Annotated in this window: 14 protein-coding genes; 11 read left to right on the top strand and 3 right to left on the bottom strand. The window is 68.0% G+C overall.

The window, feature by feature from the left end; translation table 11 throughout:
* Positions 1-3: 3 nt before the first annotated feature.
* The 3 genes from ACWGE0_RS05700 to ACWGE0_RS05690 are packed head-to-tail and all read right to left on the bottom strand — an operon-like array spanning position 4 to position 5,365.
* The gene (locus ACWGE0_RS05700; RefSeq protein ID WP_452259733.1) at positions 4-678 is read right to left on the bottom strand and encodes a GntR family transcriptional regulator; all 675 of its coding nucleotides are present in this window, start codon (positions 676-678) and stop codon (positions 4-6) included.
* Between the two features lie 34 nt (positions 679-712).
* On the bottom strand, positions 713-4,228 hold the full coding sequence (locus ACWGE0_RS05695; RefSeq protein WP_452259732.1) for a BTAD domain-containing putative transcriptional regulator: 3,516 nt from the start codon (positions 4,226-4,228) through the stop codon (positions 713-715).
* Positions 4,229-4,249: 21 nt separating this feature from the next.
* A complete protein-coding gene (locus tag ACWGE0_RS05690; RefSeq protein ID WP_452259731.1) occupies positions 4,250-5,365 on the bottom strand; it encodes an alpha/beta hydrolase family protein in 1,116 nt (371 codons plus the stop codon).
* Positions 5,366-5,499: 134 nt separating this feature from the next.
* Between ACWGE0_RS05690 and ACWGE0_RS05685 the strand changes: the two genes are divergently transcribed.
* From ACWGE0_RS05685 to ACWGE0_RS05635, 11 genes are all read left to right on the top strand, one after another.
* Positions 5,500-6,879: an extracellular solute-binding protein gene (locus ACWGE0_RS05685; RefSeq protein ID WP_452259730.1), complete on the top strand. Its 1,380-nt coding sequence runs from the start codon at positions 5,500-5,502 to the stop codon at positions 6,877-6,879.
* Positions 6,880-6,950: 71 nt separating this feature from the next.
* Entirely contained in the window at positions 6,951-7,817 is an 867-nt protein-coding gene (locus tag ACWGE0_RS05680; protein ID WP_452259729.1) for a carbohydrate ABC transporter permease, read from the top strand.
* Positions 7,814-8,635 carry a carbohydrate ABC transporter permease gene (locus ACWGE0_RS05675; RefSeq protein WP_319963841.1) on the top strand — a complete coding sequence of 274 codons (822 nt, stop codon included), beginning with the start codon at positions 7,814-7,816 and terminating at the stop codon, positions 8,633-8,635. Before ACWGE0_RS05680 ends, ACWGE0_RS05675 begins: the two co-directional genes overlap by 4 nt.
* A complete protein-coding gene (locus ACWGE0_RS05670) occupies positions 8,635-9,618 on the top strand; it encodes an ABC transporter ATP-binding protein (protein ID WP_452259728.1) in 984 nt (327 codons plus the stop codon). The genes ACWGE0_RS05675 and ACWGE0_RS05670 overlap by 1 nt, the downstream gene beginning before the upstream one ends.
* A gap of 6 nt (positions 9,619-9,624) precedes the next feature.
* Entirely contained in the window at positions 9,625-10,317 is a 693-nt protein-coding gene (locus ACWGE0_RS05665) for a phytanoyl-CoA dioxygenase family protein (protein ID WP_452259727.1), read from the top strand.
* A gap of 312 nt (positions 10,318-10,629) precedes the next feature.
* Positions 10,630-11,451, top strand: a complete 822-nt coding sequence (locus tag ACWGE0_RS05660; protein ID WP_319963845.1) for an ABC transporter permease — start codon at positions 10,630-10,632, stop codon at positions 11,449-11,451.
* The gene (locus ACWGE0_RS05655) at positions 11,448-12,455 is read left to right on the top strand and encodes an ABC transporter substrate-binding protein (protein WP_452259726.1); all 1,008 of its coding nucleotides are present in this window, start codon (positions 11,448-11,450) and stop codon (positions 12,453-12,455) included. The genes ACWGE0_RS05660 and ACWGE0_RS05655 overlap by 4 nt, the downstream gene beginning before the upstream one ends.
* Positions 12,452-13,246, top strand: a complete 795-nt coding sequence (locus ACWGE0_RS05650; protein WP_452259725.1) for an ABC transporter ATP-binding protein — start codon at positions 12,452-12,454, stop codon at positions 13,244-13,246. Before ACWGE0_RS05655 ends, ACWGE0_RS05650 begins: the two co-directional genes overlap by 4 nt.
* Positions 13,247-13,543: 297 nt before the next feature.
* Complete coding sequence (locus ACWGE0_RS05645; RefSeq protein WP_452259724.1) at positions 13,544-16,459, top strand: PQQ-dependent sugar dehydrogenase; 2,916 nt, start codon at positions 13,544-13,546, stop codon at positions 16,457-16,459.
* Positions 16,460-16,621: 162 nt separating this feature from the next.
* Positions 16,622-18,625 carry a PQQ-dependent sugar dehydrogenase gene (locus tag ACWGE0_RS05640; protein WP_452259723.1) on the top strand — a complete coding sequence of 668 codons (2,004 nt, stop codon included), beginning with the start codon at positions 16,622-16,624 and terminating at the stop codon, positions 18,623-18,625.
* Positions 18,625-19,554, top strand: a complete 930-nt coding sequence (locus ACWGE0_RS05635) for a LamG-like jellyroll fold domain-containing protein (protein WP_452259722.1) — start codon at positions 18,625-18,627, stop codon at positions 19,552-19,554. Before ACWGE0_RS05640 ends, ACWGE0_RS05635 begins: the two co-directional genes overlap by 1 nt.
* Positions 19,555-19,707 lie beyond the last annotated feature (153 nt).

Genomic DNA, 19,707 nt, shown 5'->3' with positions numbered 1-19,707 from the left:
CCCTCACGCTATTTGATCTCGGAAGTCCGCACTGGCCGCATGCATCGTGAGGTGCGTGCGATCGCCCCGCAGGACGACCCACGACCGTTCGACCGGCACGCCGCGGATGTCGTGGGCCATCCACGCGATCGACAGAACCGGGGTGGCGGGACGGACTTCCAGCATCCCGGCGAGGCGCGGGGTGGCGAGAGCGGTGGTGCACCACGGGTGCAGCTCGCCGAACCGGATCCGGTACCTGTCCGACAGGAACTTCCGCAGCGGTGCGCCGCGGTCGTAGAGCTCGGCGAAGCCGGGGAACTGGGAGGCGCGCAGGTACGTCGATCGCACGCCGATCGGTTCGTCCCCGCGGACCAGGACCGACTCGACGTTGATCACGTCCTGCGCGCCGATCGTCCGCACCACGACGGACTCGCGGGTGGCGAGGTCCTGCACGAGGGCGTCGAGGCTCAGCCGGTGGACCTGCTTGCGCGGCGCGACGGCGGTGCCCTGCCGGCCCGCCCGGCGGATGAGCTTGCCTTCCAGCACGAGCTCGTCCAGCGCCTTGCGGATCGTGGTGCGGGACATGCCGAACAGCTCGGCGAGCTCGCGTTCCGGTGGGAACGGGGTGTGGTCGGGCAGCTCGCTCAGCAGGTCGAGCAGCCTGGTCTTGGCCTGGTAGTAGCGCGGGATGGCGGGCACACCCGGACGCTATTTCCGTCCGATAACCAGCGACTCATCGTGCCTCGTCAGCGTCGGGAACCGAACCGATCTCGCGGTAGATCCGGACGGCTTCCTCCCTGTTTCCCGCCAGGTGGGCGGTCGCCGCGTCCCGCCAGCGCGACCACGACACCTCGGCCAGGCATTCCGGTCCGTGCCCGGCGGCCGCGAGCACGATCGGCAGGCTGACACCGATCGGTCCGGTGATCTGTCGTCCTGGCAACAGGGGGAGCAGTTCGTCGACCCACACGTCCACGGGCTCATCGCGGGTGAGAACGACCCTGGCCCGCAAGACCAGCGGGTGCTGGAGTTCGCCGGGATGGCCTTTGCGGCGGGCGAGGTCGAGTGCGATGTCCGCGTCTGCGGCGGCTCCGGCGAGATCACCGGTCAGCAGCCGGACGCGGCCGCGGATGGCGTGGAAGTACGACTGGCCGGGGGAACCGGCGATCGACTCGTCGAGGTTCGCCAGCGCCTCGGCGTAGGAGCCGTCCCAGAACAGCTCGACGTACCGGGACGAGTCGAGCCACGAAATGGTGTAGCTGTCGCCGTGCCGCAGCGCCGCCACCCGCGCCTCCGCTCGCACGGTCAGGCGGGCGCGGGCGTCGCCGAGCATGGCGTGGGCGGTGCCCATGTTGAACAGGCACAGGCTCGGCGAGACACCGGCTTCGCGCCGTTCGGTGACGGCCTGGCGCATGTCGTCGAGGCCGGCCGGGTCGCCCTGCTTGACCCGCGCGAGCCCGAGCGTCTCCAGTGCGATCGCCCGTTCGGTGCCGGTCGCACCCGTCAGGGCCGCCCGTGCCGCCGTGATCGCGTCGTCCAGCCTGCCCACCAGCGTCAACGAGTGCGCGAGATGGGCCTGGACGGTGAACACCCGCTCGCCGGGCTCGGCCAGCGCCAGGAACTCGATCGTGCGGTCCAGGTGCCGTCCGGCCTCCGCGTGATCGCCGTGGTGCCAGCAGGCCCGCCACGACGCCCTGGAGGCCTCCGCGGCGCCCGCGAAGTCGTTCCGGTTCAGGTGCAGCGTGACGGCTTCGGTCAGTTCGTCGATGCCGCCGCCGTTCCAGGCCAGGCTCGATCCCAGCAACGTCAACAGCTCGACCCGGTCCGCGTGGCCGGGCGGGCACACCGCCAGTGCGGCCTGGTAGCACCGGATCGCGGTGTCCCTGGCGGCCAGGGCGGTGGCCTTGCGTCCGGCCTCGGTGAGTGCCGAGCGCGCCTTCTGGCCCATGATGTCGCACGGGCGTCCGGCGGCTTCCGCGAGCCACACCGCTTCCTGGAAGTGGTACGCCAGCAGCGGAACGTGCTCCAGCGGCAGCGCCTGCACCCACTCCGCCGCGTGGTAGTGCTTCATCGCCTTGGTGGTGCGCGGAACCCGGTCGTAGGCGACGTCGCGCACCAGCACGTGGCTGAACGCGTACTCGACCTCACCGACCACGTTGCTGGTCGGCCTGCGCTTGAGGAAGTCCCGCTGCCGCAACACTTCGAGGCAGCGGGCGATCTCGGCGACGTCCCGTTCCGCGACCGCCGCCACCGCGCCCGGCCACACCGTCCGGCCGATCACCGCCGCGTCCTGCAGCACGACCTTCTCCAACGGCGGCAACGAATCCAGCCGGGCACCGATCACCGTCTGCACGGTCTCCGGGAGAGCGTCCGGTGCGCCGTCGCGCAACATCCGCACGTACTCGCCGGCGAACAACGGGTTGCCCGCCGAGCGTTGCAGCAGCGCGGACAGGTCGGCTGCCACGTCGTGCCGGGTCATCAGCATCTTCAGCAGCAGGCTGGTGTCCTCTTCGGACAGTGCGTCGAGCGTGACGACCCCGCTCCAGGACGGACGGCGTTCCAGCAGCTCCGGCCGTGCCGTCACGAGGATCAGCAACGGCACGTCGTCCGCGGTCTCGGCCAGGCCGCGCAGGAAGTCGAGCAGCAGGTCGTCCGCCCAGTGCACGTCCTCGATGATCACGGTGAGCGGTTCGGTGGCGAGCTGTTCGACCAGACGGCGCCACGCCATCAGCACGTCGCTGCCCTGCGGACTGACGCCGACCAGCGCGGACAGCTGCGTCACCAGCCACGGGTCGTCGCTGATCGCCTGGATCTTCGCGGTGACGACCTCGGCGGAGTCCGTGTCGAAGATCCGCGCGTGCGCCCGGACGATCTCCGCCAGCGGGGCGAAGACGTCGTTGCGCCCGAACGCCGGCGTGCGGCCGGTGAGCGTCCGGCGCCCCGCGGCGAACTCCCGCACCAACCTGCTCTTGCCCGCGCCGGGCTCGCCGACCAGCGTGACCAGCCTCGGCCGGTTCGTGCGTCCGACCTGCTCGAAGGCCTCCCATAGCTGCGCCATCTCGGTCGACCGGCCGACGAACGGCGCGTCGTCCCCGGTGGGCGCGAGCACGCGGTCGGTCGTCGAACAGGTCCTGACCTCGCCCTCGGTCGCCGTGGCGACCAGCCGCAGGCACGCGTCGAGCACCGTGCCGCTGACCTCGAGCCGGTCGCCGGACGTGACGAGCGCCGGACCGGTGGACACCGCCGCCGCGGCCGGACGACCGCCCACGACCTCGAACGCCGCGCGCACCGCCCGTGCCGCGTCGTCCTCCCGGTTGACCGGCGCGCCGAACGCCGCGCAGACCGTCGAACCGAGCGTCGTGACGACGACTCCGCCGAGATCCTCGATCTGCCGGCGCACCGAAGCGACCGAAGCCTCCAGTTGCTCGTCGGCTGCCTCGTCCGCGCCGGTCAGCTCCAGCCGGACGACGAGCACGCTGACCTTCTTGCGCTCCAACAGGGTCATCGCCTGCGCGCCGGTCGCCGCGAGCGCCGGGTCCTGCGTGAGGATCGCCTGTTCCAGCGCCACGAGCTCGCGGGCGGGGTCGATGCCCAGCTCGGCGGCGAACCGTTCGCGGGCCGTGCGGAATGCCGCGAGCGCGTCGGCTTGGCGTCCACTGCGGTAGAGCGCGAGCATCAGCTGGCCCTGCAAACGTTCCCTGAGCGGGTGATCGTGCACCAGCGCTTCGAGTTCCGCGATCACCTCGCGATGCCGCCCGCACGCCAGCTCGGCCTCGAACCTGTCCTCCACGGCCACGTCCCGCAGGTGCGTGATCTCCACCAGTGCGGGCCACGTGACGCCGTCCGCCACGAGGTCCGCGAGCACCGGCCCCCGCCACAACGCCAGCGCGTCACGCAGGACGACGGCCCGTTGCTCAGGCCCCGGAGCCGTCGCGGCCCTGGCCAGACCCGCGCGGAACCGGTGCAGGTCAACGCGATCCGGTTCCACCCGCAGCAGGTAGCCGGGCCTGCGGGTGACGAGGTCGATCCCGGCCTTCCGCAACGCGGACACGACGTTCAGCAGGATCCCGCGCGCCGTCGGCGGATGTCCGTCCGGCCACAACGCCTCGGTCAGCTCGCTGATCGACACCACCCGGCCCGCGTTGAGCAGCAGGAACCCCAGCGCGGCCCGGCGGGTGAACCCGCCGATCCGCAGTTCCCCGCCGTCCACACGGACCTGCAGGGGACCGAGGACGCTGAACTCGACAGCCATTGGTTCGGACCATACCGCTGATCAGCTCACCAGGCGGATCCCCGGATGCCGCGCCTGGTCGAACAGCGTGGTGCCGCGGTGCTTCAGGTGGAGGTCGAAGAACGCGCCCACGTAGTCGCGCTGGGCCTTCAGCGCGTCCCTCGGGTTGATCGTCCCGATGAGACCGGCGCGACGTTCTGGCGACACCGCGCCGATCTGCGGCACCGACCACTGCAGGTCGCTGAACCCGTAATGCGCGCCGTTGTCCAGGTGCACGTCCCGCTTCCACCCGCGCTGGTTCGGCCAGAAGTCGGCCCACGACCTGGTGAGGCTCGTGTCGACGTGCGACAGCTCCCGTTCGCCGAGGTCGCCGCCGAACAACAGGAACGGCCGGTCCAAGCCCTGCTTGACCACTTCACCGGGCGCGTAGGTGCCACCGTCGCCGGTGTGTTCCATCGCGCCGTCGATGTTGATGCCCGCTTCGAACCGGCGATCGCGCGCCATCGTCTCGCCCGCCGTGTACCCGCCGAACGAGTGCCCGGCGATCCCGGCCCGGCTCGTGTCGGCCCACCTGTGCAGGCCCGGCAACTGGTCGAGCACGAACCGCATGTCGGCGACCCGCGTGTCGATGACCTTCTTCGTCGTCTCCGGGCTGCCGTCGATCGCGCCGTACTCGATGCGGTTGCCGGGAAACTCCACGGCCAGCGCCTCGTGCGTGTGGCTCACGGTCACCACGACGTACCCACGGCTGGCCAGGTCGTCGGCCGCTGTCGCGTAGAACTCGCGCGGACCCTGAAGCCCCGGCGAGAACAGCACAACCGGCCACTTGGCCTTGATCGGTGGAGCGTCCACTCGGGCCTGTCGCAGCGTCCCGGACCAGTCGACCGTCCCAGCCGGAACGTCCAGGAACGCGGGGCTGGAGATGATCGGGTCGGCGGCCGCGGCGAGGCCCGGGGCGAGCCACGGCGCCTGCCGGCCCTTGCGCTGGGCCGGGTAGCTGACGGTGACCATCAGTTCCCGGTTCTTCTGCGGCCCGAACGGGTCGAGCCGGGTGGAATCGACGAGGTGAGCGTCGAACGTGCCGACCGGTAGCGGGCCGGTGAGCTGCGGAGACACCAGTGTGGAGGCGGTCAGGACGGCCGCCATCAAGAGCTGCATAGTTGATCTACCCCCTTCGCGCGGCAGCCTTCCAGCCGCCCACTGAGAGGGCGCTGAGAGCTTGTGGCGGGGGTGATCCAGTGCCATGTTGAGAGCTGACGTACCAGCTGGTCCTCTGGGTGGGGAGATCACGGATGCGGCGAACGAGGATGTTCGGGTTGCTGGCGGTGTGCGGTCTGCTCGCGGGCTGTCTGGGTCAGACGCAGGAGGGTGACAAGGCGCAGAACGCCGACGCCAAGGAGTTCACGCTGACGATCGTCGCCAACGCGGCGGCGGGCGGGAAGAACGCGCGCGGGGCGAACTGGATCCAGAACTGGGTGATCCCGAAGTTCACCGAACAGCAGAAGGCCAAGGGCGTCACGGCGACGATCAAGTTCGAGCAGAACGGCGCCGGTGACGAGGACTTCAAGACCAAGGTCGCGCTGGACCTCAAGACCGGCGGTGGTGGCGACATCATCGAGATCGACGGGATCTGGCTCGGCGAATTCGCGCAGGCCGGGCAGATCAAGCCCCTCGGTGACGTGGTCGGCAACACCGACTGGGACGGCTGGAACCAGATTCCCAAGGCCGTGCAGGGGCTCGGCGAGTTCGACGGCAAGCGGTACGGCGTGCCGATGGGCACCGACGGGCGCGTGCTGTTCTTCAACAAGAAGCTGTTCGCGCAGGCCGGACTGCCCGCGGACTGGCAGCCCAAGTCGTGGCAGGACGTGCTGGACGCGGGCGCGAAGCTGAAGGCGTTGCCGGGTGTGACGCCGATCCAGCTCAACGCCGGGACCGCGATGGGCGAGGCCACGACGATGCAGGGCGTGCTGCCCGCGCTCGTCGGCACCGGCAAGCCCATCTACGAGAACGGGAAGTGGCAAGGGGATTCGGCTCAGCTGAAGGACGTTCTGGGGCTGTACCAGAAGGTCTACGGCGGCGGGCTCGGTGATCCCGTGTTGCAACAGGAGGCCAAGGGGCGCGATCGGTCGTTCACGCTGTTCGGTGAGAACAAGATCGGCATCCTGTTGGAGAGCGACTACTTCTGGCGTTCGGTGGTGGAGCCCCGCAACGGCGTGGCGAAGATGGCCGACCGCGACACCGCGGTGGGCTGGGCGCTGGTGCCTGCCAAGCAGGCCAAGGCCGGTGTGGGCGGGCAGGACTTCGTGAGCATGTCGGGCGGTGGCGTGCGGGTGATCAACCCGAACACCAAGTACCCGCGGCAGGCGTGGGAGTTCATGCAGTTCCTCAACTCCGCGGAGGCCGTGAAGGAGTCGCTGGCGGGTGCCGCGCAGCTCACCCAGCGCCAGGACGTCAACGACGAGGTGCTCAAGGGCGACCCGATGCTGACGTTCATCTCGGAGAAGGTCCTGCCGATCACCCGGTACCGGCCGGGCCTCGCCGACTACCCGAAGGTGTCGGCGGCGCTGCAGCAGGCGACCGCGGACGTCGTGGCGGGCAAGAGTCCGGACGAGGTGGCGACGGCCTATCGCGCGGCGCTGGTGAAGGCCGTCGGCGAGGGCAACGTTGGCTAGTGGCGTGTGCAAGTACCACCAACTCGCAGTTGGTAGTACTTGCACACGCCTGAACAGCAGGCGGGGGTGAGATGGACAGTTCTGGTCTGGGTGTCCGGCGCGCGGTCACCTTCGTCGCGCCGGCGTTGGTGCTGATCGGGGTCTTCCTGGTCTTCCCCGCGCTCTGGACGCTCTACATCGGCATCACGAACTACCAGCTCACCGGGCCCGCGGCGGCCAACCCGCGGATCGTCGGGCTGGACAACGTCGTCGAGGCCGTGCGCGACCCGTTGTTCACGAACTCGGTGTGGCTGACGGCGATGTTCGTGCTGTTCTCGGCGGTGCTCGGGCAGAACGCGCTGGGCTTCGGCCTGGCGTGGCTGTTGCGCAACGTCCGGCCGTGGCTGCGCCGGACCGTCGAAGGTTTCGTTCTGTTGTCGTGGATCCTGCCCGGCACGGTCGTGGCGTACCTGTGGTTCGCGGTGCTGAGCCGCGACACCGGCACGCTGGGCCTGCTGCTCGGCTCGCCGGAGACAGCCTGGCTGGTGCAGTACCCGATGACGAGCCTGATCATCTTCAACGTGTGGCGCGGCACGGCGTTCTCGATGCTGCTCTACACCTCGGCGCTGGCCGCGGTGCCGCCGTCGCAGATCGAGACCGCGCGGCTGATGGGTGCGTCGGGGTGGCAGACCGTGCGGGACGTGGTGTTCCCGCACATCCGCGGGCACGTGCTGACCAACACGTTGCTGATCAGCCTGTGGACGGCCAACGACTTCACGCCGTTCCTGCTGACCGCGGGAGGGCCGAACCACCAGTCCGAGGTGCTGCCGGTGCTGATCTACCGGCAGGCGCTGGAGGGCGGGCAGCTCGGGTACGCGTCCGCGATGTCGATGCTGTTGCTGGTGGGCAACCTGGCGATCGCCCTGGTGTACCTGAGGCTGCTGCGGAGGCGAGCGTGAGTCCTCTGTGGATGGTCCGGCGGATCGGCTTCTACGTGCTGATCACGCTGGTGCTGGCGTTCTTCGCGGTACCGATGCTGTGGCTGGCCTCGGCGCCGTTCGACTCGAAGCCCGGTCTCGGGTTGCGGTGGCCGGACTGGACGTTCGCCAACGTCGCCGCGACCTTCGAGCACCCGTACGCGCTGACGTCGTTGGTGAACTCGTTGGTGCTGTGCGTGGTCGCGACTGTGGTGACGACGGTTCTCGCTGCCCTGGCTGCGTACGCGTTGTCGCGGGTGCGGATCCCTGGCCGCGATCTGCTGCTCTACCTGCTCTTGCTGCTGTCGTCGGTGGTGACGGGCACGGCCGCGATGGTGCCGATCTTCGTGATGATGCTGCAGCTCGGCCTGATCAACTCGCAGTTCGGCACGGCGCTGGTGATCGCGGGCGGCATGTTGCCCGCGGCCATCTTCATCCTGAAGGACTTCATGGATGCCGTGCCGCGCTCGTACGAGGAGTCGGCGCGGGTGTTCGGCGCCTCGCCGTGGCAGGTGCTCGGCCACGTCGTGCTGCCGGTCGCACGGCCCGGTGTGGCGACCATCTTCGTGTGGGCGTTCGTCAACGCCTGGGGCAACTTCCTGCTGCCGTTCCTGCTGATGCGCGACGTCGGCCAGCAGCCGGCGGCGGTGCTGCTGCGCACCCTGTACGACGAGGGCGGCAGCGCCAACCTGACGGTGATCCCGGTGTTCTCGCTGCTGTACTCGATCCCGGTGGTCGTGCTGTACCTGTTCGTGAGCAAGCGGTACGGGTTCCGATTCCACGGAGGCATCAAGAGCTGATGGCGGGCATCACGATCGAGGAGCTGTCCACCGTCTACCCCAACGGGGTGCGGGCGGTGGACGCGCTGGACCTCGAGATCTCCGACGGCGAGCTGTTCGCCCTGCTCGGCCCGTCGGGCTGTGGCAAGACCACGCTGCTGCGCACGATCGCCGGGCTGGAGGCCGCCACCGACGGCGCGGTGGCGATCGGGGAGCGGGACGTCACGCGGTTGCAACCCGGTGACCGCCGGGTCGCGATGGTGTTCCAGGACTACGCGTTGTTCCCGCACATGACCGTTGCGGAGAACATCGCCTATCCGTTGCGGGTGCGGGGTGCCGCGAAGTCGGTGCAGCACGAGACCGCGGTGCGCACGGCCGGCGGGCTGAGTCTCGGGGCGTTGCTGGATCGCCGCCCCGGACAGCTTTCCGGTGGGCAGCAGCAACGGGCGGCGCTGGCGCGTGCGGTGGCGGCGTCGGCCGAGGTGCTGCTGCTGGACGAGCCGCTGTCCAATCTGGACGCCCGGTTGCGGTTGGAGGCGCGGACGTTCCTCAAGAAACTGCAGCGCGAGCTGGAGCTGACGACCGTGTTCGTGACGCACGACCAGGCCGAGGCTCTGGCGTTGGCCGATCGGATCGCGGTCATGGACGCGGGCAAGATCCGGCAGCTCGGGACGCCGCGGGAAGTGTTCCAGCGGCCGGCGGACACGTTCGTCGCGAACTTCATCGGATCGACGCCGATGAACCTGGTGCCGCGCGGGGATGTCATCGTGGGCGTTCGGCCCGAGTACCTGTCGCCTGCCGCGGACGGATTGTTCACCGGATCGGTGTCCATTGTGGAGAACCTCGGCGTCACGTCGCTGGTGACGTTGGACTGCGGCGAGGACCAGATCGGGTACATCGTGCCGGAGGACGACGAACCCGAGGTCGGCACCACGGTGACCGTGGACGCCCCGCCCGCACGTGTTCTGCGCTATGACAAGGAGACCGGCCTACTCGTGAGGTGATCCCCGATGTTCCAGACCGACGGCTACGAGACGCACTCGAGCGTGCTGGCTCCGGCCAAGTTCGAGGCGCTGGCAGCACATTTCGAGGCCAAGCTGGCGGCGTTGCCCGAAGGGCGGCGGCCCGAGCACATGGACGTGCCGCACCAGACCGACCCGGCGCTGTTCGAGTGGCTGCTGGACCCGGACGTGCTGGACCTCGTCGAGTCGCTGATCGGCCCGGACATCGCGCTGTTCTCGTCGCACTTCATCTGCAAACCCGCCGGTGACGGCAAACCCGTGCCATGGCACCAGGACGCACACTTCTGGCGCGACACCATCTCACCGGCGGGTGACGCGATCACCGTCTGGCTGGCCATCGACCCGTCGACGGTCGAGAACGGCTGCCTGCGCGTGATTCCCGGCAGCCACCTCGCGCCCGTGGCTCATCAGGGCAACGACGACTCGTTCTTCAACCAGGAGACTGAGGTCGACGAGTCGCGGGCTGTTGACGTGGAACTGGAACGCGGTGCGTGCAGTGTCCACTCGGCCATGCTGGTGCACGGCAGTCCGCCGAACCGCAGCACGTTGCGGCGCTGCGGTTACACCATGCGGTACCTGCCCACCACGGTCCGGTTCCTGAAGTCCGGCGAGCACAAGATCTACCTGGCGCGTGGCCGTGACCACGCCGGCAACACCTACAGCTCGATCGAGAGCTCCTGAACGGCCGCCTCGTCCACCTCGTCCACCTCGTCCACCTCGATCGCCAGCCTGGGTCCGGTGGGCACCTTCGCCACGGCGACATCGATCGCGTCCAGTTTGACGAAGGTCGCGAGATCGCTGGTGCCAGATAACCGGTGATGGTCGGGAAAATCGATTCAGCCGTCTCATCTGTCCAGGCGGGGATCGGAGTTGCCTCGCCCCGCCCGTGCACGCGGTCGATGGTCTGGTCCAGCTTCATCACTCCTCCGTCTTGACCGGTCAGTGGACCGGACATAGCGTACGGGAAAGCGCTTTCCTACCCGAGGGAGCTTCGTGAACACGGTTCCGGCGGACCGCTGGCGCGGCCTCGTAGAGCGAACGTGGCGTCCGGCCGCGCTGCTGGCCGCGTGCCTTGCGATCTGGCACCTCATCACCGTCACCGGCCTGGTCGAGGCCTACCTGGTGCCGTCGCCGGGCAAGACCTTCGACCTGTTGATCGACAAGTGGTCGTACCTCTGGGGCCACACCTGGGTGACCACCTACGAGACGATCCTGGGGTTCGTCATCGCGGGCGTCCTCGGCGTGCTGGTCGCCGTCGCGATGGTCTATTCACGGACGATCGAGAGCACGGCCTACCCGCTGCTGTTGTTCGCGCAGGTCATCCCCAAGATCGCCATCGCGCCGCTGTTCGTGGTGTGGCTCGGTTTCGGCTTCGAGCCCAAGGTCATCGTGGCCGTGCTGATGGCGTTCTTCCCCGTTGTCATCTCGACCGTCACCGGTCTCAAATCGGTCGACACCGAGATGCTCGAGCTCGCGTCCACGATGGGCGGCGGGCCGGTCAAGACGTTCGTGAAGATCCGTTTCCCGGCGGCGTTGCCGCATCTGTTCGCCGGACTCAAGGTCGCCGTGACGCTCGCCGTGACCGGTGCCGTCGTCGGTGAGTTCGTCGGTTCCAACGAGGGCCTCGGCTACGTGATCCTGCAGGCCAACGGCAACATGGACACGCCGATGCTGTTCGCGGGCCTGATCGTCACGTCGTTCGTCGGCGTTCTGCTCTTCCTCCTGCTCGACCTCGCCGAGAAGCTGATGCTGCCCTGGCACGCCAGCCGGCGAGGCGCCGCCGTCACAACCCTTCTAGCGAAAGGCGGATCATGAAGAAACTGCTCGCAGGCCTTCTCCCCGCGATGCTGGTGGTTGCCGCCTGCGGTGGAGGCGGTGGCAGTTCGACGCAGGGCGGCGGTGAGACCAAAGACGTCACGCTGACCCTCAACTGGTACCCGTACGGCGAGCACGCGCCGTTCTACTACGGGGTCAAGCAGGGCATCTACGAGAAGCACGGCATCAAGCTCAAGATCCAGGCGGGCCAGGGTTCCGGCAAGACGGTGACCGCGACCGGCGCAGGGCAGACGGACTTCGGCTGGGCGGACACGTCCGCGCTCGCCACGGCCGTCGAGCAGGGCGTGCCGGCCAAGAGCATCGGGGTGTTCCTGCAGACCACGCCCGCGTCCGTGCAGTTCTTCACGGAGAAGAACATCAAGAAGCCCGCTGACCTCAAGGGCAAGTCGGTCGCGACGACCGCGGGTGACGCGCTGACGAAGACGTTCCCCGCGTTCCTCAAGCAGAACGGCATGTCGGAGGCCGACGTCTCGATCCAGAACATCGACCCGGCGGGCAAGATGGCCGCGGTCATCTCCAACCGCACCGACGTGTTGCTGGGCTTCGCCTCCGACCAGGGACCGACGATCAAGGAGAAGTCCGGCAAGGACGTGTCGTACCTGCGGTTCTCCGAGTTCGGGTTGAACTACTTCAGCAACGGCCTGCTCACCTCGAAGACCATGCTGCAGAAGGATCCCGACCTGGTGAAGAAGATGGTCGCGGCGACGCAGGAGGCGTGGGCGGAGGCCGAGAAGTCACCGGAGGCCGCGGCAGAGTCGATGAAGGGCGCCGCCGAGCAGCTGCCGTCGCCGACGGTCGTGCTGGAGCAGTTCAAGACGACGCTGACGTTGCTGCACACGGACGCCACGAAGGGCAAGGCGCCGGGCGTCAACACCCTGGACGACTGGAAGAAGACCATCGACACGTTCAAGCAGACCGGCATCATCAAGGAAGCGTCCGAGCCCTCGGCGTACTGGGAAGAAAGCGTGGCCCCGAAGGGATGAGCGTGACTCTGGGAACCACCACCTCCGCCGTCGCGATCGACGACGTCTCCGTGCGCTTCCAGTCGAAGCGCACGGAGGTGACCGCCATCCAGCAGGTCTCGCTCGACGTCGCGCCGGGCGAGTTCGTGTCCATCGTCGGCCCGTCCGGCTGCGGCAAGTCGACGCTGCTGAAACTGGTGTCCGGCTTGCTGAAGCCGTCCTCCGGCTCGGTCACCTTGCTGGGCGAGGAGGTGCGCGGACCGCGGCACGACATCGGGTTCGTGTTCCAGCGGGCCGCGTTGCTGGAGTGGCGTTCCGCGCGGCGCAACATCCTGCTGCAGGCCGAGATGCGGGGCATGAACTCGGCGGAGGCGGGCAAGCGGGCCGACGAACTCATTGAGATGACTGGACTCTCGGGGTTCGAGAACGCCCTGCCGCACGAGCTGTCCGGCGGCATGCAGCAGCGCGTGGCGTTGTGCCGCGCGCTGCTGCACGAGCCGCGGGTGCTGCTGATGGACGAACCGTTCGGCGCGCTGGACGCGTTGACGCGCGAGCAGATGAACGTCGAGCTGCACCGGGTGTGGCGGGAGACCGGCACGACGGTGCTGCTGGTGACGCACTCGATCGCGGAGTCGGTGTACCTGGCGAACCGGGTGATCGTGCTGACGCAACGGCCCGCGGTGGTCAAGGAGGTCATCGAGGTCGACCTGCCTTCCGAGCGCGACTACTCCGCGACGATGGCCCGTCCGGAGTTCTCCACGGCCACCGCTCACATTCGAGACCTGCTGGGGGCGGTAACCGGGCACGATTGATCTCGCCCCCATGGCGTCTGCAAGTACCACCAACTCAAGATCATCCAGCACTTTCCTACCGCCAACTCGCCGGCCGGGTTCTAGGGCGGTTGGGTGTAGTTGGCGGCGATTCGATCAAGAGTTGGTGGTACTTGCAGACGCCAACAGTGCCATCCCGTTGGTGTCCCTCGTGCTGGCGACGGCTTCTCCTCGTTGACAGGGGCATGACACCCTTGTGACCGGGGTCACCCGTGGGTAGAGTCTGGCTCGCCGCCGCGTGGTAAGCGCTTTCCAAGCCGATCCACGAGGTGGTGTGCGATGTCCAGACGATCGCTCTCGATCTTTGCCGCGCTGGCTGTCGCCGCGGCCACCCTGGTGCCACCGGCGGCCGCCCAGGCCGGCCCGGTCTCCGATCCACTGCCGACGCCCGCGGCGTCCGGTGTCGGCGTGAAGCTGCAGGAGATCGCGCGGCTGCCGCAGTCCTCTACCACGCCCACCGCCGGTGACAGCAGGCTCAAGCAGTACAACCGGGTCAACTACCTCGGCGAAATTCCGGACGGCTCCGGACGGTTCTACGTGCCGGACATGAACGGCAAGCTGTACACGCTGAACCGGGACGGCAGCGGACAGCGCACATTCCTCGACGTCCGCGCCACGATCGGCGGGAACTTCCACAACCACCAGGGACTCGGCAGCGGGTTCGGGTTCGTGGCGTTCCACCCGCAGTTCGCGGCGAACGGCAAGTTCTACACCGCGCACACGGAAGCGAAGGACGCGTTGAAGAACCGCAAGCCGGATCTTCCGTCGGCGTCGAACGCGGTGGTGCACGGCGTCATCACCGAGTGGACCGCGACGAACCCGAAAGCGGCGACGTTCGCGGGCACCCGGCGCGAACTGTTGCGCATCGGGTTCGAGATGTACCTGCACGGGTTCCAGGAGATCGGCTTCGGCCCGGACGGCCTGCTGTACCTGGCCGTCGGTGACGGTGGCATCGGGTACCGCTCGGACGTGCCGCAGGACGTGAAGGTGCCGCAGGGAAAGATCCTGCGCATCGACCCGGCCGGAACCAACAGCGGCAACAAGAAGTACGGCATCCCGCCGTCGAACCCGTTCCTGGGCAGGCCGGGCGCGCTGGCCGAGCTGTACGCGATCGGCATGCGCGACCCTTACCGGTTCAGCTGGGACTCCGGTGGCACGCGCAAGATGTTCCTGGGGCACATCGGTGAGAAGGTCGTCGAGTCGGTCTACGAGGTCACGCCCGGCGCGAACCTCGGCTGGGGGCAGCGGGAAGGCCATCTGACCTACCGCCGCAACGACTCCAAGTGCCAGCTCTACCCGTTGCCCGCCGACGACGCGAAGTTCGGCTACACCTATCCGGTCGCGGGCTTCGACCACAACCGTCCCAACGGCGGTTGCGGGGACAGCGGCAACGCGTTGATCGGCGGTTTCGTCTATCGCGGCACGGCGATCCCTCAGTTGCAGGGCAAGTACGTCTACGGCGAAGGCGTGAAGGGCCTGCTGTACTACGCCGACGAGAAGGACATGCGGGCCGGCGCGCCGATCGCGAAGACGTTCGAGCTCGCGGTGTACGACTCGGCGGGCAAGCGCACGACGATGAAGACGCTGGCCGGCAAGAGCCGCGTCGACCTGCGGCTCGGCACCGACGCGGCCGGTGAGCTCTACGTGCTGGCCAAGGCCAACGGCAAGATCTGGAAGGTCACCGGCACGATCCAGACGACGGAAGCCTGTGAGTCCGGCAGCGACGTGGTTTCCGGCGTCAACTCGGCCGCCGACTGGAAGCCCGTCACGCCGTCGCGCTGGCGGTTCCCCGGCAACGAGGTGGTGCTGTCCAAGGCCGGTGCGGCGCGGCCGGGTCCGCGGCGGCCCAACGAGTACGCGGTCGTCAGCAAGGGACCGGCGTTCGGCAACGTGACCGTCGACGCGCAGGTGCGGCTGGACACGCCGGTCTCGCAGAAGGACCGCGACGTGGTGATCGTGTTCGGTCACCAGTCGGACAACCGCTTCTACTACGTGCACCTGTCGTCGGACAACAAGATCTACCCGCACAACGGGATCTTCCTCGTCGACAACGCCGACCGGCTGCGCATCGACGACCAGTGGAACGGTTCCGTCGGCGCCCCGCCCGCCATCACGGACATGAAGTGGCACCGCGTCCGCATCACACATTGCGTGGACACAGGCGTGATCGCGGTCTACGTCGATGGTTCCTCACAACCGTTGATGACGGCGACGAACACGGTGCTGAAGTCCGGACGCGTCGGGTTTGGTTCGTTCGACAACATCGGCCGCGTCGCCGACCTCAGGATCAGCGGGAAGGCCGCGAACTCCGCGCTGTCCTCCCCGGACGACGTGTCTCCCGGCATCGCCTCCGCGGTGGTGAACCACTACGACTTCGAGCACCCGCTGGCGAGTGACCCCAAGAAGGAGGACGACATCGGCCGGGCCGACTCGCGCACGCCGATCTCGTTGATCAACGGTGGTACGGCGATGCGCACGGCCGACGGCGCGTTCCCGGGTTCGACGACGTCGTTGCAGCTCAAGCAGGTGCGGCCGAACAACAAGAGCAACGACGACTGGAAATCCGGCGTCTACAGCTCCGGCGGGGTCGCGTCGATGAAGGCGTTCAGCAAGGCGCGTTCCATGTCGATCATGACGTGGGTGAAGGTGACCGGGGAGGCGCCTGCCCGCAACTCGAACAGCTCCGGCACCGGCGACTTCTACGGCGCGATCGGGTTCGCGGGGATCCTCGCCGGTGACTCGGACGGCCACGCCGCGCGGGCGTTGCTGGAGACCGAGAACCACGACGGCGCGATGCGGCTGATCGCGCTCGGGCGCAGGGTGGACGGCAGCGACAAGCAGTACTGGGTGTCCAGTGCCGACTGGAAGACGTTGATACCGCCGGGGAAGTGGGTGTTCCTCGCGGGCACGTTCGACTTCGACAACGGCACGATCGGCCTCTACGTCGACGGCAAGCCCGTTCCCGGCTCCTACGCGGTGAAGGGTGATCCGTGGAAGATCATCGGTGCGCCCGAGCCGGACGTGACGTCGTCGGCGAACCCGCGCGGGATCAAGATCGGCGGCAGTCACCCGCAGAACAACCGCGAGGTCAACGCCTGCAACTGCCGGTTGGACAGCCTGATGCTGCTGGACCGTGCGCTGACGGCCGACGAGGTGCGCGGCCAGTACGAGTGGGTCACCAAGGGCCGGGGGTGAAGGGGTTGTAACCACCTTATTAGCTAGGTAGATTCCGGTGGGCCGCTGCTTGGAAAGCGCTTTCCGCTGCCGTGCTGCACGGCCTGGCCCACAGGGTGGTGGGGGATGTACAGACGGTTTTCTCGTTTGGCTGTCACAACATTCGTGCTCTCAGCGTTGTTCGTGCCCATCGCATCGGCGCAGTCCGATGCGCCGATCGCCGATCCGCTGCCGACGCCCGGTGCCTCCGGCATCGGCCTGGAGCTGACCGAGGTCACGCAGCTGCCCGCGTCGCAGCCCGTGCCCCCGCCGACCGACGCGCGCCTGCGCCGGTACAACCGCATCAACTACCTCGGCGAGCTGCCCGACGGCTCCGGCCGGATGTTCGTGCCGGACATGAACGGCAAGCTCTACCTGCTGGACAACGGGGTTCAGCACGCGTACCTGGACCTGGGCGCGATCGTCGGCCCCGACTTCCACAACCACCGCGGCCTCGGCAGCGGCTTCGGGTTCGCGGCGTTCCACCCGAACTTCAAGCGCAACGGCAAGTTCTACACCGTGCACACCGAAACCGGTTCCGCGCTGACGACGAAGAAGCCGGATTGGGCTTCCCCTGGCGACAACCAGGTGCACGGCGTGATCACCGAGTGGACCGCGTCGGATCCGCGCGCCGACCTGTTCTCCGGTACGCACCGCGAGATCATGCGCGTCGGCTACGCGTCGTTCATCCACGGCTTCCAGGAGATCGGCTTCAACCCGAACGCGCGCTGGTGGGACGAGGACTACGGCCTGCTCTACCTCGCTTCCGGCGACGGCGGCATCGGCGTCTCGACGACGTTGCCGCAGGACCTGGCGCTGCCGCAGGGAAAGATCCTGCGCATCGACCCGGCCGGCAAGAACGGGATCAACGGCCAGTACGGCATCCCGCGCGCGAACCCGTTCGTGCGCACGGCGGGTGCGCTGGGTGAGATCTACGCATACGGCATGCGCGACCCGTACCGCTTCAGCTGGGACTCCAAGGGCTCGCACAAGATGTTCCTCGGCCACATCGGCGAGAAGGCCGTCGACTCGGTGTACGAGGTGCGCAAGGGCGCCAACCTGGGCTGGAGCGAACGCGAGGGCATCTGGTCGTACCACCGCGGCGACCCGTCGTGCGGCGTGTTCCCGCTGCCCGCCGACGACGCCAAGTACGGTTTCACCTATCCCGTCACGGCGTTCGACCACAACCGGCTCGCCTCCCAGCGGCCGTGCGCCGACAGCGGCAACGCGTTGATGGGCGGCTTCGTCTACCGCGGCTCGAAGATCCCTTCGTTGCGTGGCAAGTACATCTACGGCGAGGGCGTGAAGGGCCTCATCTACTACGCCGAGGAACGCGAGATGCGCGCGGGCAAGCCGATGGCCACGACGCGCGAGATGATGGTCTACGCCGGTGGACAGCTGACCACCATGAAGGCGTTGGTGAACGACCCGAACCGCGTCGACCTGAGGTTCGGTCAGGACGCCGCCGGTGAGCTTTACGTGCTGGCCAAGGCCAACGGCAAGATCTGGAAGGTGACGGGTGCTCGCACCTTCGCCTCCTGCCGCTCCGGCCACGACTATGTTTCCGGTGCTTCGTCGGCTCGTTCGTGGGAGCCGGTGACGCCGTCGTTGTGGCAGTTCCCCGGTCGTGAAGTCGTGCTGGCACAGGCTGGTGTCGCACGTCCCGGGCCGCGCCGGCCGTTCGAGTACGCGGTGCTGAAGAAGGGCCCGGCGTTCGGTTCGGTGCAGGTGGAGGCCCAGGTGCGGCTGGACACGCCGGTGGCGGAGTCGAACCGGGACGTGATCATCGTGTTCGGGTACAAATCGGACACCGAGTTCTACTACGCGCATCTGTCGTCAGACAACAGGATCTATCCGCACAACGGGATCTTCGTCGTGAACAACGCGGACCGGCTTCGCCTTGACCACCAATGGGATGCGGCCCGTTCCGTCGGCGCCGCACCGGCGATCTCCGACACGGCCTGGCATCGCGTGCGGGTCAAGCACTGCGCCGATTCGGGAGAGATTGCGGTCTACGTGGACGGTTCGCCGCATCCGCTGATGACCGCCGTGGACAAGACCTTCTCGTCCGGCCGGGTCGGGTTCGGCTCGTTCGACAACATCGGCCGGCTGCGCGACCTGCGCGTGCGGGGCAAGGGAGTTCGGTGATGAGACGACTGCTGGTGCTGGGCCTGGTCGCGGTGTTCAGCGTCGGCCTGGCCGTTCCTGCCCAGGCCACGTTCGGCACGGTGCTGCCCACCCTGACCCGCAACCTGGTGTCCTACTACGACTTCGAACACCCGGTGCGCGGCAACAAGGCTCTCGAACAGGACAGCGGCCGCTCCGGCACCACGCTGTCGCTGATCAACGGCGGCACCGACATGCGGGTGCGCGACGGAGCCTTCCGCAGGAGCCGCAACGCGTTGCAGCTCAAGCAGATCAACCCGGCGGTAGCCGGCAACGACGACTGGAAGGCGGGCCTGTACAGCGACACCGGCGTGCCCACCATGCGTGCCTTCAACGGCGCCCGCCAGGCGTCGATCATGGGCTGGGTGAAGATGACGGGCCAGAACCCCGCCCCGAACTCGAACTCGGCCAACCCCAACGACTTCTACGGCGCGATCGGCTTGGCCGGCGTGCTGACCGGTGACTCCAACGGCCACGCGGTGCGCGCGCTGCTGGAGCTGATCCAGGTCGATGGCGAGCTCAAGCTGGTCGCGCTGGCCAGGCGGATCGACGGCGGCGACTCGCAGACGTTCGCCGCCACCGAGGACTGGCAGACGTTGCTGCCGCAGAACCAATGGGTGTTCCTGGCGGCCACGTTCGACTTCGACACCGGCGCGATGGTGCTGTACCGCAACGGAAAACCTTTGGCCGGCAAGTACGTCGTCGCGGGTGACCCGTGGAAGCTCGAGGGCGAACCGGAACCGGACGTGGCGTCGGCGACCGATCCGCGCGGCATCAAGATCGGCGGCAGCTACCCGCAGAACAACCGCGAGGGCAACGCCTGCAACTGCCGGATGGACAGCCTGATGTTCCTCGACCGCGTCGCGAAGCCGTGGGAGGTGGCGGCGCAGTACTACTGGATGAAGAGCTGACCTCGACTGTTCGTCATCGAGTGGAATCGCTGTAATGCCAATGCATTGCGGCACGAAGTGCAGAAGGCCTCGTGGCCCTCGCCCGCCGGTGGTGAGGGCCACGAAGGTCGTTGGCCGGCTCGCGTTCCGTGGGCCGAGTGGGAAAACCTTTCG

The organism is Lentzea sp. NPDC054927 (assembly GCF_053610285.1).
The sequence above is the reverse complement of the archived record's forward strand: the minus strand, read 5'-3'. Positions and strand labels throughout refer to the sequence as shown.

Coding starts and splice junctions, on each gene's coding strand:
- ACWGE0_RS05695 (WP_452259732.1), bottom strand. CDS start 4,228: ATGGCTGTCGAGTTCAGCGTCCTCGGTCCCCTGCAGGTCCGTGTGGAC.
- ACWGE0_RS05690 (WP_452259731.1), bottom strand. CDS start 5,365: ATGCAGCTCTTGATGGCGGCCGTCCTGACCGCCTCCACACTGGTGTCT.
- ACWGE0_RS05685 (WP_452259730.1), top strand. CDS start 5,500: ATGCGGCGAACGAGGATGTTCGGGTTGCTGGCGGTGTGCGGTCTGCTC.
- ACWGE0_RS05680 (WP_452259729.1), top strand. CDS start 6,951: ATGGACAGTTCTGGTCTGGGTGTCCGGCGCGCGGTCACCTTCGTCGCG.
- ACWGE0_RS05670 (WP_452259728.1), top strand. CDS start 8,635: ATGGCGGGCATCACGATCGAGGAGCTGTCCACCGTCTACCCCAACGGG.
- ACWGE0_RS05665 (WP_452259727.1), top strand. CDS start 9,625: ATGTTCCAGACCGACGGCTACGAGACGCACTCGAGCGTGCTGGCTCCG.
- ACWGE0_RS05655 (WP_452259726.1), top strand. CDS start 11,448: ATGAAGAAACTGCTCGCAGGCCTTCTCCCCGCGATGCTGGTGGTTGCC.
- ACWGE0_RS05650 (WP_452259725.1), top strand. CDS start 12,452: ATGAGCGTGACTCTGGGAACCACCACCTCCGCCGTCGCGATCGACGAC.
- ACWGE0_RS05645 (WP_452259724.1), top strand. CDS start 13,544: ATGTCCAGACGATCGCTCTCGATCTTTGCCGCGCTGGCTGTCGCCGCG.
- ACWGE0_RS05635 (WP_452259722.1), top strand. CDS start 18,625: ATGAGACGACTGCTGGTGCTGGGCCTGGTCGCGGTGTTCAGCGTCGGC.